The organism is Acinetobacter sp. YH12235, assembly GCF_013417705.1.
In the GTDB taxonomy this organism is placed as follows: Bacteria; Pseudomonadota; Gammaproteobacteria; order Pseudomonadales; family Moraxellaceae; genus Acinetobacter.
Map to the genome: position 1 here is coordinate 168,858 of NZ_VPDL01000002.1, position 14,239 is coordinate 183,096.

14 protein-coding genes are annotated in these 14,239 nt (G+C 42.5%); 7 read left to right on the plus strand and 7 right to left on the minus strand.

The window, feature by feature from the left end; translation table 11 throughout:
- The first annotated feature begins 92 nt into the window (after nt 1-92).
- The 5 genes from hemE (at nt 93) to FTV13_RS02065 (ending at nt 6,153) form a co-directional block, all read left to right on the plus strand.
- Complete coding sequence (hemE, locus tag FTV13_RS02045) at nt 93-1,163, plus strand: uroporphyrinogen decarboxylase (protein ID WP_179992059.1); 1,071 nt, start codon at nt 93-95, stop codon at nt 1,161-1,163.
- A gap of 10 nt (nt 1,164-1,173) precedes the next feature.
- Nucleotides 1,174-1,977 (plus strand): DUF817 family protein, encoded by an 804-nt coding sequence (locus FTV13_RS02050; protein ID WP_179992058.1) that lies wholly within the window; start codon nt 1,174-1,176, stop codon nt 1,975-1,977.
- Nucleotides 1,978-2,120: 143 nt separating this feature from the next.
- Complete coding sequence (locus tag FTV13_RS02055) at nt 2,121-2,591, plus strand: DUF3015 family protein (RefSeq protein ID WP_004782788.1); 471 nt, start codon at nt 2,121-2,123, stop codon at nt 2,589-2,591.
- A 73-nt stretch (nt 2,592-2,664) separates the two neighbouring features.
- On the plus strand, nt 2,665-4,551 hold the full coding sequence (locus FTV13_RS02060; protein ID WP_180010809.1) for a DUF4105 domain-containing protein: 1,887 nt from the start codon (nt 2,665-2,667) through the stop codon (nt 4,549-4,551).
- A gap of 204 nt (nt 4,552-4,755) precedes the next feature.
- On the plus strand, nt 4,756-6,153 hold the full coding sequence (locus FTV13_RS02065) for a diguanylate cyclase (RefSeq protein WP_180010811.1): 1,398 nt from the start codon (nt 4,756-4,758) through the stop codon (nt 6,151-6,153).
- On the opposite strand, the gene FTV13_RS02070 is transcribed toward FTV13_RS02065, so the two are convergent.
- The 4 genes from FTV13_RS02070 to FTV13_RS02085 form a co-directional block, all read right to left on the minus strand.
- Nucleotides 6,150-6,704 carry a DUF4385 domain-containing protein gene (locus FTV13_RS02070; protein WP_179992055.1) on the minus strand — a complete coding sequence of 185 codons (555 nt, stop codon included), beginning with the start codon at nt 6,702-6,704 and terminating at the stop codon, nt 6,150-6,152. The genes FTV13_RS02065 and FTV13_RS02070 overlap by 4 nt on opposite strands.
- Before the next feature lie 267 nt (nt 6,705-6,971).
- Nucleotides 6,972-7,331: a cupin domain-containing protein gene (locus FTV13_RS02075; protein ID WP_159124404.1), complete on the minus strand. Its 360-nt coding sequence runs from the start codon at nt 7,329-7,331 to the stop codon at nt 6,972-6,974.
- Between the two features lie 64 nt (nt 7,332-7,395).
- Nucleotides 7,396-7,944, minus strand: a complete 549-nt coding sequence (folE, locus tag FTV13_RS02080) for a GTP cyclohydrolase I FolE (protein WP_171064799.1) — start codon at nt 7,942-7,944, stop codon at nt 7,396-7,398.
- A gap of 93 nt (nt 7,945-8,037) precedes the next feature.
- Nucleotides 8,038-8,721 (minus strand): Smr/MutS family protein, encoded by a 684-nt coding sequence (locus tag FTV13_RS02085; protein WP_034590020.1) that lies wholly within the window; start codon nt 8,719-8,721, stop codon nt 8,038-8,040.
- Between the two features lie 252 nt (nt 8,722-8,973).
- Here FTV13_RS02085 and FTV13_RS02090 point away from each other — a divergent pair, with 252 nt between their 5' ends.
- Complete coding sequence (locus tag FTV13_RS02090; RefSeq protein ID WP_179992054.1) at nt 8,974-9,414, plus strand: GFA family protein; 441 nt, start codon at nt 8,974-8,976, stop codon at nt 9,412-9,414.
- Between the two features lie 67 nt (nt 9,415-9,481).
- Here the strand turns inward: FTV13_RS02090 and trpC are convergent, their stop codons facing one another.
- Genes trpC through FTV13_RS02105 form a run of 3 tightly spaced genes read right to left on the minus strand, consistent with a single transcriptional unit; the run spans nt 9,482 to nt 11,957 of the window.
- The gene (gene trpC, locus FTV13_RS02095) at nt 9,482-10,288 is read right to left on the minus strand and encodes an indole-3-glycerol phosphate synthase TrpC (RefSeq protein WP_180010813.1); all 807 of its coding nucleotides are present in this window, start codon (nt 10,286-10,288) and stop codon (nt 9,482-9,484) included.
- A gap of 20 nt (nt 10,289-10,308) precedes the next feature.
- On the minus strand, nt 10,309-11,355 hold the full coding sequence (trpD, locus tag FTV13_RS02100) for an anthranilate phosphoribosyltransferase (RefSeq protein ID WP_180010815.1): 1,047 nt from the start codon (nt 11,353-11,355) through the stop codon (nt 10,309-10,311).
- Nucleotides 11,356-11,372: 17 nt separating this feature from the next.
- Nucleotides 11,373-11,957, minus strand: coding sequence for an aminodeoxychorismate/anthranilate synthase component II (locus FTV13_RS02105; RefSeq protein ID WP_004782771.1), 585 nt, complete (start codon nt 11,955-11,957; stop codon nt 11,373-11,375).
- Between the two features lie 807 nt (nt 11,958-12,764).
- Here FTV13_RS02105 and glnA point away from each other — a divergent pair.
- On the plus strand, nt 12,765-14,180 hold the full coding sequence (gene glnA / locus FTV13_RS02110) for a type I glutamate--ammonia ligase (protein ID WP_171064793.1): 1,416 nt from the start codon (nt 12,765-12,767) through the stop codon (nt 14,178-14,180).
- Nucleotides 14,181-14,239: the final 59 nt, after the last annotated feature.

Sequence of the window (14,239 nt, forward strand, 5' to 3'; positions counted from 1 at the left end):
AACATGATCGGTTTTTAAAGTCATGAGAAGTTATTCAAAATGCAGCCATTTTGTTATGATGTGGGCAATATCAAAGATAGATAGGAAAGTGAATGACGACCTTAAAAAATGATCGTTTTCTGCGCGCATTGTTACGTGAACCTGTAGATACTACCCCTGTATGGATGATGCGTCAGGCAGGCCGTTATTTACCAGAATATCGAGAAACACGTGCCAAAGCAGGGGATTTCCTTTCTCTTTGCAAAAATACTGAATTTGCCTGTGAAGTGACTTTGCAGCCTTTACGCCGTTATGAGCTGGATGCGGCCATTTTATTTTCGGACATTCTGACTGTACCAGATGCTTTAGGTCTGGGTCTGTATTTTGAAGCAGGTGAAGGTCCGAAATTCCACAAAACTGTGCGGACTGAACAGGATGTGGCTAATTTACCCAAATTCAATGCCAAGTCTGACCTTGATTATGTAATGAATGCAGTATCGACCATTCGTTCCGCTTTGGGTGGGCAAGTACCATTGATCGGCTTCTCTGGCAGTCCGTGGACCTTGGCGACATATATGGTTGAAGGGGGTTCGAGCAAAGACTTCCGCTTCACTAAAAACATGATGTATGCACAGCCAGAGGTTCTGCATGCTTTATTAGAACGTTTAGCAGATGCTGTGACTGAATATCTGAATGCCCAGATTGATGCCGGTGCTCAGGCAGTACAGATCTTTGATAGCTGGGGCGGGGCACTTGCTCATCGTGAATATATTGAATTTTCACTCAATTATATGCAGAAAATTGTGGCAGGTTTGCAACGTGAAAAAGATGGCCGCAAGATTCCAGTGATTCTGTTTACCAAAGGTGGCGGTCAATGGCTGGAGCCTATGGTTGCGACCGGTGCAGATGCTTTTGGTCTGGACTGGACTACACCGCTCAATGTTGCGCGTCAGACTGTTGCAGGCCGTGCCGCACTACAAGGCAACCTGGATCCGGCAACTTTATATGGCACTCCAGACGCGATTGCTAAAGCAACCAAGTTGATGCTGGATGATGCCTATGCCAACGGTGAAAAAACCGGTTATGTAGCCAACTTAGGTCATGGCATTACCCAGTGGGTGGATCCAGCCAATCCTAAAGTATTTATTGATACCGTACATGAGTACAGCGCTAAATATCTTTAGGATGTAAACCTTGATCGACTTTTTTAAATCAGGGTTTGAATTTATCTATAAGGCAGCTTCGGCTGCCTTATTTGGGATTCTGCTCCTGCTTGCTTTTGCACAAACCGCATCAATGGGTAGTGAACTATTTTACGGTTTCTACCGCTATGACTATCTATTATTTTTCGCTTTACTGATTCAGGTGGTATTACTCTATACCAAACTGGAATCCTGGGCCGAAGCCAAAGTAATTGCCTTGTTCCATATCATGGCGATGGTCATGGAAATTTTCCTGACCCATCCGGCGATTGCATCCTGGCAATATCCACAACCTGCGATTTTTAAAATACTGACGGTGCCTTTATTTGCCGGCTTTATGTATTCGGCTGTCGGCAGTTTTTTTGCACGTTCCTTACGCTTATACCAAGTTTCATTTGAAAAATTGCCGCGCTTTAGCCATATGCTGGCTTTGGCAGTACTGTCCTACATCAACTTTATGAGTAAATTCTTCATTCCCGACTATCGTTTGCTGTTATTTGTCTGGAGTGTAGTGATGTTCTGGAAAACCAGAATTCGATTTCAGTTGAATCAGCATGCTTTTCAGCTGCCGATGTTACCTGTCCTGTTGATTTTGGCTTTCATTATCTGGGTGGCTGAGAACATCAGTACCTTTTATCAGATCTGGCTATATCCAAGCCAGGTAGAAAAATGGCACATGGTCGGTTGGGGTAAGCTCGGTTCCTGGTATTTACTTTTATTGCTCAGTCTGGTGCTGGTATTAAAGATTCTAGGACAGCGTAATTCTCAAGGTAACTGGAGTCTAAAAACCCGGTAAAACTATTCTGTTTATCTTTATGTAAATCAGACAGTTTTTTCATTGCGCCAAATTAGACTTCCCGCTACTCTCCTGAATGTGTAATGAAGATTACATCATTAGCGTAATAACAAAAGATGCATGAGAATAACCGGAGAATAAGTATGTTAAAAAAGATTATGCTCGCTGTGGTATTGGCAACGGGTTCTGGTATGGCGATGGCGGATAGAGATGTAGGTTGTGGTATTGGTAGCCAGGTATGGGCAGGCCAGTCAGGCATTATTCCTAAGCTGCTTGCAGGTACAACAAACGTCCTGTTTACTAACCAGTGGCTGGGTATTACTTTCGGTACTTTAGGATGTAGCCAGGGCGGTACAGTAACGGCTCAAGTCGTGACTTTTACCAATGAAAATGCTGAGGCATTGGCACGTGATATGGCCGTAGGTGAAGGTGAAAGCCTGAATGTACTGGCTGAACTGCTAAATATCAAGGCAGAAGACAAAGCACGTTTCTTCACTGTATCTAAGCAGAATTTCTCTGAAATCTATTCAGAAGAAAACCAGAATACTTTACAAGTGTTAAGTACTCTACAAACAGTCATGGCTAAAGATGAAGTATTAAAAGCTTATATCTAAGTATCGCTGTAAAAACCCTGCTGTCCTGGCAGGGTTTTCTTATAAATAAAAACTGAAAAGAACCGTTGACTGAATGAAATATGCTTTTTTGCTCCCAGCCTTGCTGTGGAGTCCCCTAAGTTTTGCATCCGAAATTTCTCCAGATATTCAAGCTTATCTAGAACAAGCCACACAAAAAAAATTGCACCAGACCGCGACCTGGCAGCGTTTGATGTATGTCAATGCTGAAGGAAAAAGTGAAGTCAGCTATGCTGGCTATTTTCTGGCAAAGCAGAGCAAGACAGACCTGCAACTTGAATTGGAGCAAAATATACAGGCATTGTTTGAGCCAGCAGAACCCAATCAGTCTGTACGATGTGAATTTCCGGCGCGTAGTCAGTGGTTAATGCAACAGCTGAATATTTCTGAACAGCAATTGCCTGAAGCGAGTTGCCCGGATTTTGAGCGCTGGATGAATGAAGTCAAGCCTTATCAAGCGACCCTGATTTATGCCACCGATTATATGGGTAATCCCAGCTCCATGTTTGGTCATACTTTGCTGCGTCTGGATCCCAAAGACCAGCAGCAACTGAATCTGGTTTCTTATGCGGTCAATTATGCTGCCACAGTTGACAGTAATGATAACTGGTCCTTTGCCTGGAAAGGGCTGACCGGACAATATCCGGGGGAATATTCCTTGATGCCGTATTACCGCAAAGTCAAGGAATATGGTGACTTTGAAAGCCGTGATTTATGGGAATATGAACTTAATTTAACACCTGAAGAAACCGGTTTTCTGGTGAAGCATCTCTGGGAAATGCAGCAGGTAAGTTTCCCTTATTATTTCATTAATGATAACTGTGCTTATCGTCTACTAGGGCTTTTTGATCTGGTGCGTCCTGAACTGAACTTGCAGCAGCAATTCGATACCGCCGCGATTCCGGTCGAAACTTTAAAAGTTGTGGAACAGCAGGGACTGATCAGGAAAAAGATTTACCGTCCGGCACTGGAAACTCAATTACTGGCTCAAGCCCGGCAACATGGCAAATCCTTGGCAAAAACTGCGCATCAGGTAGCGTATGCAGAAACCTCTGAAATGGAAACCATACTGCAAAATTATCCGGCTGAAGATCAGGCCAAGATTCTGGAAATGGCCTACGACCATTTATATCTGGATTTTCTTCGTCAAGAAGTTGATGAATCTTTTGCCCAGCCGCGCTTTCGCAAATTATTGGGCCTAAGAAGTCAGTTGGCGATAGACAAACAGCGTCAGCAGCCAGAGCATCCAAAAATAGATCCGGTTCAAAGCCATCATGCCCGAAATATCGTTCTTGAAACTGGGCAAGTACAGGGTGAGACTTTTGTGCAGCTCGGTCATCGTCAGGCTTATCACGACCTCATGGATCCGCAAGGCGGGCTGCGTACAGGAACCCAATTATTATTCCTGGATGGTGCATTGCAATACCGTGATGACCGCGTGAAGCTGGAGCACCTGGATCTACTTACAGTGAATTCCTATAACCCGATCAATGCATTTAAAGCGCCGTTATCTTGGGGTTTTAGTTTGGGCTGGAAACAGGAAGCACTGGATCAGCATGGCCAGTTTAGTACCGAGCAGCAGCATGGCATAGCCAATTTTCAGGTTCAGGGGGGCTATAGCTGGGCAAATGAAGCACGTGAACATCTCTGTTATGTGCAGCTACAAAATCATGTGCAGGCCGGAAAGGCGCTAGACAAAGGATGGCGTATCGGTATGGGGCCAACGGTGGGTTGCCAGAATATCTGGACGAATCAGGTTAATAGTCTGGTACAGGTGGAATTGCCATACTGGGAAGACTCTCATCAGTGGCAGCTAAAGTTGAAAAGCCAGCTGCAATATGCATGGAATACACAAAATGCCATTCGGGCGGGCTGGGAATATCGGCAACAGGACTCGAAAGACTGGGAAAAATGGAGTCTGGGCTTAGTCCATTATTTCTGATTTGGCGAACATAACATCGAATATTGAGTAAATTAATTTTATAGATCAAATGACTTGTATTTGAATGTTTAAAATAAATTCATGTTCGGAGACTTCTACCGATATTATCAAAGATTGTATTCAGTAATTGGGTTAAAATGCCTGAATATTGTTGTATTTGTCACATAATATCACTGCGAATCGCAAAGTATCGGGAAAAGTTATATGAATAATGAGTGTATGGCTATGCTGGCGGAGCAGTGGGAGCAGATCTGTCAAAATTATTCATCAGATGATTTGCTACACGCATTTCAGTTTATTCAAGACCACTCTTTGGTACTGGTAGAAGAATTCTATAAAAATATGCTTCTGGAAGAAGAAGCATCTCAGTATTTTACTGATGAGCTGATTCAGCAGCGTTTACGCGATACTTTACATCAATGGCTTTCAGAAAGTTTTAGTGTAGCGCTGAATAAGCGTTATGCAGAGGCTGTGCAAAAACAGAATATCGTTGGACATGTGCATGCACGCGTCGGGATTCCATCCTGGCTGATTATGCGCGGTGTACGAGAAATTCAGCGCAAAATGTTTGAATTGCTGAGTTTAAATCCGCAGCCGAACATGCTTACTACCTGTAGTTATATTGTACAAATCATGGGATTTGCCACAGAAATTATGTGTCGTTCCTATGAGGCGAAATCCGTCCAGAATCAGGAAATGAAGCACAGTTACCGGGTATTTTCTGCAATGCAAGATGTCGCGGTACAAAAAGATAAACAGCGCAGTTCATTGCTGGATTGGGAAAATGAGCTGATGTTCAAGGTCTTTTCTGGAACTACAGGCATTAGACATCAAATGCTGTCCAAGTCAGAATTTGGCTTATGGTTTATTCATAAGGCGTCTTATGCCTTTACCGGTTCTGATCAGGTCGATTTAATTATCGAGCGAATTTATCAGATCGATACGCTGAATCAGGCAGTGCTGGAATGTACTGAAAAAGATCAGATGCTGAATCTGATTCAAAGTATTCGTGACTTAAACCGTGAAATACAGCACTTGGTCGATCAATTATTCCAGGTTGCAGATTACATCGAATCTGGAAATGACTCTCTAACCCAGTTATTGAATCGCCGTTATTTAAATACCATTATTTCACGTGAAATCAATTTCTCTCGTGATAACCAGACACCATTATCCTTGCTAGCGATTGATGCCGACTTCTTCAAAGCCATTAATGATAAATATGGTCATGCAGCCGGCGATCTGGCCTTAAAATTTATTGCTGATGCCCTACAGAAATACATTCAGGGCAGTGACTATGCGTTCCGTGTCGGTGGTGAGGAATTCCTGCTGCTGCTGGTGGATTCCGATGAAAGACGCGCGCTAAATATTGCTGAAAATATCCGTACATATGTAGAGCATGGCCTGATCAGTACGGCTCAAGGACAGCAATTTAGACTCACAGTTAGTATCGGCTGCGCGTTATTTGATGGTCATCCGGATTACCAAAGATTCCTGGATGCCGCAGATGCTGCACTGTATATGGCTAAAAATACAGGGCGTAACCGGGTCTATCTGGCGCAACCTTCTCAAATTCAGGGCGCACAAAAAGCGTCTGTCTAATTTAAAATTTGCTGCTGAATCGCAGCCTGAAATTGCTGTTTTTGCCGTACATATTCGGGATGGACTTTGGCTTTATCCCATTTTTGTTTAAATATTTTCGCTGCAGCAGCTTTAACCGGATCTTCAGAACTGCGCGGCAATTCCTCACGCCCATGCGCACCACTTAAACCCTTTTTATCATCTGGAACCGGACCATCGTATTTTTTGCCGCCTTTATGATTGGCATAACGTCGGGCGCGGGTATAACCCATTTGTAAAAACTTGCGTGCCATATCGGCCCCGACGAAATCTTCCTGTTTTAAATATTCTAGAAACAGGGCATAAATTTTTTCACTACTGGCTTGGGCTTTTTCCGCATCTGCAAAACGCCAGTGGGGCAGAATTTCCGACTTATAAGGTTCTACTAAAAGCACGCCTTGCTCACCGCGTCCAATCCGGTATAAGTCTGGACGTTTACGGAAATCAATTTTTTTAAAATCTAGACTATAGTCAAAACTATTTGAATGAACACGTGAAGGGCGTTTAGGCGGATCAGGCTGTTTTCTACTCATGGCTGTTTCCAGAATTTATACACTTGGATCATGCAGCCTTCTAAACAAAAGATCTGTATTTAAACATGGCAGGAAATGTAGTCAGGAAATTAATTATGCAGCATCAATTTGTTTATTTTTAAAACTAGGGAAGTTAAGTTAATGAGACAACTTTTTGAAAAGAATGTAGGGATAAAATTTTAAGAAATTGAATGAATACGTAGAAAAGTTAAGGAATTGATTGCAAAATTCCTTAACTGATGAAGATATTGAATTCGTACTTATCTTTTAACTTTCTACCACGACATAATATTTTTTAACGGCTTCAACCACTTCAAAAGTGCCAATAAAACCGGGTGGAATAATGCCGGCTTCACCTGCTTTGATTTCAACAAAGGATTGTCTTTGAGCATCATGTAAACGGACGATCCCTTCGATTACCTGAAAGAATTCCTGTTTATTCTCGGCAAATACGATATTCCACGCACCCACTTCACATTGCCAGATTCCGCAATCCATATTGGGATGTTGATAGGCACTCTGAGTCAGGCGTTTAGGATTGCCTTTAACCAGCCGGTCTGGCCGTGGATAATCGATACTTTCTTCAGCCTGGCCTAAACCTTGACCCGCAATCCAAATAGATGACATTTTCGTAACCTCACCGTGTAAAAAAGCCCCAATATCAATTGAGGCTTTCATGTATGAATCTATATTAATAACTTTCTGGTACAGCGCCTAAAAACTCACGGCGGACTTCTTTATCGGTTTTAAAGTCACCGATAAATGACACCGTACGCGTCGTCGATTCCTGTTTGCCAACACCACGCATCATCATACACATATGTGCTGAATCAATCATCACAGCCACACCACGTGCATTGGTGACTTCAGCAACCGCTTCTGCGATTTGCTGGGTCAGATTTTCCTGAATCTGCAAACGACGGGCAAACATTTCAGTAATTCGGGCAAATTTAGACAGCCCCAATACCTTGCCTTCAGGTAAATAGGCAATATGTACACGGCCATAAAATGGCAATAAATGGTGTTCGCAGAGTGAATAAAATTCGATATTTTTCACTAAAACCATTTCACGGTTATCTGATGGAAAAACCGCACTATTGGTCACTTCTTCCAGAGTCTGGCTATAACCTGAGGTTAAATACGAAAACGCTTTCGCAGCACGCACGGGCGTATCTTTGAGACCAGGGCGATTGAGATCTTCACCAACGGCAGTAAGAATGTTTGCGTAAGATTGCTGCATAGTCATATGACGTATTCACTTAAACTGAGAATGAACAAGGACGGCATTGTAGCAGAAATCTTTTACAATGCCTTATTTTGGGGGTAAATCCGCTTACTGTTTAAACTTTGGATTTTTTTCTGCACGTTTTAGCAAAACTAAAACTGCGCCAGTGCCACCCTGTTTTTCAGGCGCACTGACAAAGGCCAGAACATCACGGTGCTGACGTAACCAGCCGTTGACATAAGTTTTTAAAATCGCTTCCGGCCCTTTGCCATGTACGATCTTGATCACGTTCTGGTTTTCATCTTTGGCGATCTGGATAATCTGAAGCACAGCCTGACGTGCCTCTTCGACCGTACAACCATGCAGGTCGACAGCTTCGAACCAGCGCAGATTGCCTGCTTTTAAATCTTCAAAAACCTTATGCTGCAAGGTCGCAATGCGGTAGCTTAAGCTCGCCTGACTGCCAACCGGATTGAGCATGGCTTGAGTATCAGACAGGACGGTTTCATCGGTATGCATGGGGCCTTCGGCAGCAGCACGCTTGGCCAAAGTTTGCGCATCGACTTTTTTCTTGGGAGATTTTTCTATTTTCGCAATATTGCCGGCATCAATTTTTTGTACGCCTTGCATCTGCTTGCGAAATAGATCGAGGTCTTCCTCCTGTTCCTGCTCCGCTGTTTTCACGACAGGGGCAACAGGTTCAGCCTTAGGCTGAGGATGACTAATTTGCTTTTTAAGATCTTTGAGTAAATTGTACTGATCTTTAGAAAGCGAAGAATCGTGTTTGCTCATAATCTGGAAACGGGGGAGATACTGAATTTGGTAAATTATAGTCTTAAATGACTGAAAGGAGAAATGAATTGCACTAAATACAACATATCCCAAACCCAGCATTAATTTCTCAATAGTTTTCTAAGATTGTATAGCTTGATGAACTTTAAATAGAAAATAATTCATGAATATTCTCCTTTTATCATCTTAACAGTTGCCTCGATGGAACATCTCTCTTTAAATATAAATCAATCAAACCTGGAAAATAAAAAAATGAGTTATTCAGGCAGTTGTTTGTGTGGCGATGTCCAGTTCAAAGTAAATACGAATATTCAGGCCATGTATCATTGTCACTGCAGTTTATGTCGTAAACAGAGTGGTACGGCCGCGAATGCAGCAACTTTAGTTCATCAGCAATATTTTGAATGGACCTCAGAACAGACTTCAATTTCCTGCTATCAAAAAGAGACCGGATTTCGTTCTCATTTTTGTCAACACTGTGGCTCGCCTGTACCGAATCAGGTAGGTACAATTGCATTGATCTGGATTCCTTTAGGGCTTCTGGATCAAGCACCCAAAATTCAGCACAGACTGAGTTTTTGTCTGAACTCGAAGGTGGATTGGGCAGATGAAATCAAGGCGGATAAGTCCTATTCTGAACTGCCAGAATTTGAAAAATTAATCTCTTATTTTGATCATTCAACTCAGTATTAAATGAATTTGGTTAATAGAAATAAAAAAAGCCCCATGCTGAGATGGGGCTTTTTTTATACTTAATATTTTAAACCGATTCAGGCTCACCGAATAAATCACGGAAAGCATGATCTGGACGTGGCTGTTTCATGAAACTTTCACCGACCAGGAAGGCATGAATATCATGTTCCTGCATCATCGAAACATCAGCAGGGGTCGCAATACCGCTTTCAGTGACCAGCAGGCGTGAAGGATCCAGTAATTTTTTCAGACGTAGTGATGTATTCAGGTCGACATCAAAAGTTTTTAAATTACGGTTGTTCACACCCAGCAGACAACGATCAGGCAGTTTTAAAGCACGCCCTAATTCTTCTTCATCATGCACTTCAACCAGTACATCCAGATTATGCTCAAATGCGGTTTTAGACATTTCCTCTAACTGCTGATCAGACAGGCAGGCCACGATCAGCAAGATACAGTCTGCATTTAAGGCACGTGCTTCAATCACACCATAAGGATCGATTAGGAAGTCTTTACGCAGCGCAGGCAAGTCACAGTGCGAACGGGCGATCTGAATATTTTCATCAGCACCCTGGAAAAAATCCACATCTGTCAGTACAGATAAACAGGCAGCGCCGGCATCCTGATATTGCGCCGCAATTTCTGCAGGATTGAAGTTTTCACGAATCACGCCTTTGGACGGAGAAGCCTTTTTAATTTCAGCGATTACACCCGGACGTTTAGACATTAAAGATTGAGCAAAACCACGTACAGGTGTCGCAGCTTGTGCCAGTTCTTCAACATCCTTATAGCTTTTTTGCTTAAGACGGAGAGCGAACTCTTCTTTCTTACGATCAACAATTTTACCCAAAATTGTATTTGCAATATCAACCATGATTCAAATTCCTGACCGTATTAAGCTTCATATTGTTTGATGGTTTTGGTGAATTCAGACAGCACGCTCATTTTTTCCAGTGCCTGGCCACCATAAATAATATCGTGTGCCAATGCCACACCTTGCTTATAGCTTGAAGTCAGGCCTGATACATAAATACCAGCACCGGCATTTAGGGCAATCATATTGGCAGCCTTATGACCGATCTCAGATTTCTTCTTGCCTAAGGCATCTTTAATCAGAGCCAGACTTTCTGCTGAGCTTTCAATAATTAAACCAGTTAAGGTTTGCGATTCAATATCGACCTGTTCAGGAATGATTTCCCATTCAGTGATTTCACCGTTTTTCAGCTCAGCCACATGGGTAGAAGAAGCCAGACTGATTTCATCTAAGCCATCACGTGAATGTACGACCATCACATGTTCAGCACCGAGCTGTTTCATGACTTCTGCAATCGGGCGGCAAAGTTCATTGGAAAATACCCCGATGACCAAACGTTTTACACTGGCCGGATTCGTAAGCGGGCCGAGCAGGTTGAAAATACTGCGAATACCCAGCTCTTTACGTGGACCAATCGCATATTTCATGGCTTTGTGATGATTCGGTGCGAACAGGAAGCCCACACCGATATCACGGATACAGCGTTCGGTTTGCTGCATATTTAAGTCTAGATTAATGCCTGCCTGTTCCAGTAAATCTGAAGAGCCTGATTTGGTAGAAACACCACGGTTACCATGTTTGGCAATCGTTGCACCAGCTGCTGCAATTACAAAGGCTGAAGCGGTAGATACGTTAAACAGGTTTTGTCCATCACCGCCTGTACCGACGATATCCACCAGATGAGGGACATCACTGACATCAATTTTGGTTGCCAGTTCACGCATGACACGTGCTGCAGCAGTAATCTCGTCAATACTTTCGCCTTTCAGGCGTAGACCCATGAGCAGAGCACCGATCTGGGCATCGGTTGCTTCGCCAGACATAATGGTGCGCATCACGTCTTCCATTTGTTCCTGAGTCAGGTGAATGTTTTTAGTAATATTGCTTAAAGCTTGTTGAATATTCATGACTTGCGTTTTGCCCATTATGCGTAAATTTCAAGAAAGTTTTTAAAGATCTGATGACCATGCTGGCTCAGGATTGATTCCGGATGGAACTGCACACCTTCAATCGGTAGTGTCTTATGTTTAATCCCCATGATTTCTTCCATAGAGCCATCTTCTTCATTGGTCCAGCAGGTCACTTCCAGGCATTCAGGTAAAGTGGCCTGATCAATCACCAGCGAGTGGTAACGCGTCGCAGAGAAAGGATTCGGCAAGTTGCTAAAAATGCCTTTGTCGCTGTGATACATGTCAGACAAACGACCATGCATGACGCGTTTGGCACGAATAATATCGCCGCCAAAAGCCTGACCAATACTTTGATGTCCCAGACAAACACCGAGCAGGGGAATCTTGCCGCCAAAATGCTGAATGGCAGGAATCGAAATTCCTGCTTCACTTGGCGAACATGGACCAGGACCAATCACCAGATACTTGGGTTGCCATCGCTCAATATCCTCCAATGTCACGGCATCATTGCGGACTACTTTTACTTCTTGATTCAGTTCGCCAAAATACTGGACGATGTTATAAGTAAAGGAGTCATAGTTGTCGATCATTAGAAGCATGAGCTTAACCTATTGAAATTATTGCACTTAACTGTGCTAAAGTGATCCAGATTGAGCTTTATCGGGACTTGTTGCAAGTCTAGGGAATACACGACTAAATCGTTGATTTCATTGTGTGAAAATAAAGCACGCCTCATCATAGCAAAAAATAGCCACATCGGGCGCAATAATTTTTCAATTTTCAGCCTGGTGATTAGCTCACAGCCTTTTAAATATTTTAAATGTGCGTATAAGTAATTAACTGACGAAAAGTAAGTTTAAATAAATATTGCAGTTATTATTTTTTTAAATTAAAAATAAATAGGTTTTAAATTATTAAAGTAATGATGCTGAAAAAAACATCATTTGAATAATAATGCATGGGATAAATCAAATAATAAGATCGACAATTTGAATAAAAGTGACTCAAAATAGTGATCTTTTTAAGTACATAAACCTACATATTGCGCTTTGTAACTGATAAAAATTAACCAGAATTAAACGAAATTGAATATTTTTTAAACTAAATTAGCATAAAAGCGCAAATCTACACTGAAAAGCGCTCCTATTCTTACCTAATATGAAAACGTCGCACTATTTAGGTGCGCTAAAAAAATACCTGCAACAAATCTCAGGAAGAATGCTTGAATATAGTGCATTTAGTTTAAGTCACAGTATAATAGCGACAAGGTATTTTTATCTTCCTATGTTTTCTTATAAAGATTTCAAGATTTTAGATATACTTTTAAAAGTTGGTACGCTAATTGCTTAATAGATACCAACTTCTAACACGCACTTTGCGAGTGCAACAAAAAACATCGGAGCAAAATGAGCATGGCGAACAAGGTCCTTCAACTCATACAAGAAAGTGGCGCGAAATGGGTCGATTTTCGCTTTACTGATACCAAGGGTAAAGAACAGCACGTTACTTATCCAGCAGACAGTATTGATGAAGATACGTTTGAAGACGGCAAAATGTTTGATGGTTCTTCAATCGCAGGTTGGAAAGGCATCGAAGCATCGGACATGATCTTACGTCCAGATGCAGAAACAGGTTTCATCGACCCGTTCTTTGCAGAGCCAACTGTTGTTGTGACTTGTGACGTTATCGAACCATCAACTGGTCAAGGTTATGAACGTGACCCACGTTCGATTGCTCGCCGTGCAGAAGAATACCTGAAATCTACAGGTATCGGTGATACTGCATTCTTCGGTCCAGAACCAGAATTCTTCGTATTTGACGAAGTAAAATGGGACATCGACATGTCTGGCGCTCGTCATACATTGATCGCTGAAGAAGCTGCTTGGTCTACTGGTAAAGATTACGAAGCAGGTAACTCAGGTCACCGTCCACGTGTTAAAGGTGGTTATTTCCCAGTTCCTCCTGTTGATTCTCATCAAGATATGCGTGCAGACATGTGTGCAAAAATTGAAGAAATCATGGGCCCAGGTCGTGTAGAAGTGCATCACCACGAAGTTGCATCTTGCCAGTTAGAAATTGGCGTGAGCTTCAACACAATGGTTCGTAAAGCTGACGAAGTACAACAGTTCAAATATGCTGTTTGGAACGTTGCGCACCAATACGCTAAAACTGCAACCTTTATGCCTAAACCAATGGTAGGCGACAACGGTTCTGGTATGCACGTTCACATGTCGATCTCTAAAGATGGCAAGAACCTGTTTGCTGGTGATGAATATGCAGGCCTTTCAGAAATGGCATTGTACTTCATCGGTGGTGTGATCAAACATGCTCGTTCATTGAATGCGATCACTAACCCATCTACAAACTCATACAAACGTTTGGTACCTCACTTCGAAGCACCGATTATGCTTGCTTACTCAGCGCGTAACCGTTCAGCTTCTATCCGTATTCCTTATGTTTCTAGCCCTAAAGGCAAACGTATCGAAGCACGTTTCCCTGATCCAATGATGAACCCGTACCTAGGTTTCGCTGCATTGTTGATGGCGGGTATCGACGGTATCCAAAACAAAATTCACCCAGGTGAAGCTGCTGACAAGAACCTGTACGATCTTCCTCCTGAAGAAGAAGCGAAAATCCCTACAGTGGCACACAGCCTTGAAATGGCACTTGAATCTCTTAAAGAAGATCATGACTACCTGCTTAAAGGTGGCGTGTTTACTAAAGAAATGCTTGATGCTTACATCGAACTTAAGACTGAAGATGTACGTCGTCTGAACACGACTACTCACCCAGTTGAATTCGACATGTACTACAGTCTGTAATTCTGATCTGAATTTCACTGTAAAAAAGACCCGCCTTTGTGCGGGTTTTTTTGTATGAT